The 1309-nt window shown below is 70.1% G+C and carries 2 protein-coding genes; both read left to right on the top strand.

All coding sequences use genetic code 11. The features are described 5' to 3' along the window. On the top strand, window positions 1-458 hold a 458-nt coding region (locus RCJ92_RS15890; protein ID WP_446755122.1), incomplete at its 5' end, for a VOC family protein. Between the two features lie 111 nt (window positions 459-569). Continuing rightward, window positions 570-1256: an HAD family hydrolase gene (locus RCJ92_RS15895; RefSeq protein WP_138174162.1), complete on the top strand. Its 687-nt coding sequence runs from the start codon at window positions 570-572 to the stop codon at window positions 1254-1256. The last annotated feature ends 53 nt before the right edge of the window (window positions 1257-1309 follow it).

The following is a 1309-nucleotide window of genomic DNA, read 5'->3' on the forward strand; positions in this document are numbered from 1 at the left end:
TTGCCTACTGTGGGGGTATGAACAAGCCTGCCCCGCCAACCATCAGCGCCATTACCCTCGGGGTGCGTGATGTGGGTGTCTCCCTGAAGTTCTACACCGAGGGCCTGGGCTTTGAGCTGGTGCAGCCGGCCCATGAGCAGATCGCGTTCGTGCGGGCCGGGCACGGGCTGATGCTGGCGCTGTGGGATGTGGCGCAAATGCCCAGCGAGTACGGGCAGGTGGGGCATTCGCAGTTGGCTCCCCCGGTGTCGCTGGGTCACAACGTGGGGTCGGACCGGGAGGTGGAGGCGCATTACCGGCGAGCGCTAAAGGCCGGGGCCAGCCCGGTCAATGCCCCGGCGAAGCAGCCCTGGGGTGGGATGAGCGCCTGCGTGGCGGACCCGGACGGGTTCCGCTGGGACTTCGTGCACAACCCGACGTTCGTGGTGGAGGCCGACGGGCGGATCTCCGCGGTTTGAGCGGCAGCTGGCCTATGCTGGGGGTTTAGCCCCGTGTGCCCACCCCCGTGTCCACTGCCCTGCCTGGGCCTCCCGTGGGGGCGCGGGAGCACGGTTTTGCAGGAAGGACCCATGCCCTCCCACGTCTACTTCGACTTCTTTGGCACCCTGGTCGACTATGACCCCTCCATCCACCCGGCCGGGTACAACGCGCCGTTCGAGTTCGCGCGGCGGGCTGGGGCCGGGGTCAACGCCCGGGACTGTGACCGGCTGTGGGACCGGGCCTGGGCGGAGCTGGACGGGCAGGCCCAGCGCAGCGAACGCGAATGCTCAATGCAGCAGATCGCCACCCGCTACTGGCAGCTGCTCGGCACCCCGGGGATTGCCGAGGGTGAGATCTCCCGCCTGGTCGAGGAGTACCTGCAGGCCTGGAGCGCGCGGATCGTCCCGGCGCCCGCGGTGGGCGAGTGCCTGGCGCAGCTGAGCACCGCAGGGCATCACCTGGCGGTGGTCAGCAACACCCACCACCGCCCGCTGGTGCCCCGCCTGCTGGCCCGGTTCGGGCTGGATGAGCACATCAGCGACGTGTTCACCTCCATCGAGCTGGGCTGGCGCAAGCCCAATGCGCGGATCTTCCAGGCGGCGCTGGACCGGCATGGCATCACCCCGGCAGAGGCGGCGTTCGTCGGGGACAACTGGGTGGCGGACATCGAAGGTCCCCGCAGACTGGGGATGGCCGCGTTCTACGTGGGTCCGGCCACGGCCCGGCGTCCGGCCATCACCCTGGCCCAGCTGCCCAGGCTGCTGCGCCACAGCTAGGCGCCCGGTCCCCTTCGGGGGGATCGCCGGGCGGTTCCTCCCCTAGGCTCCGC

Source organism: Glutamicibacter sp. BSL13, from assembly GCF_052928425.1.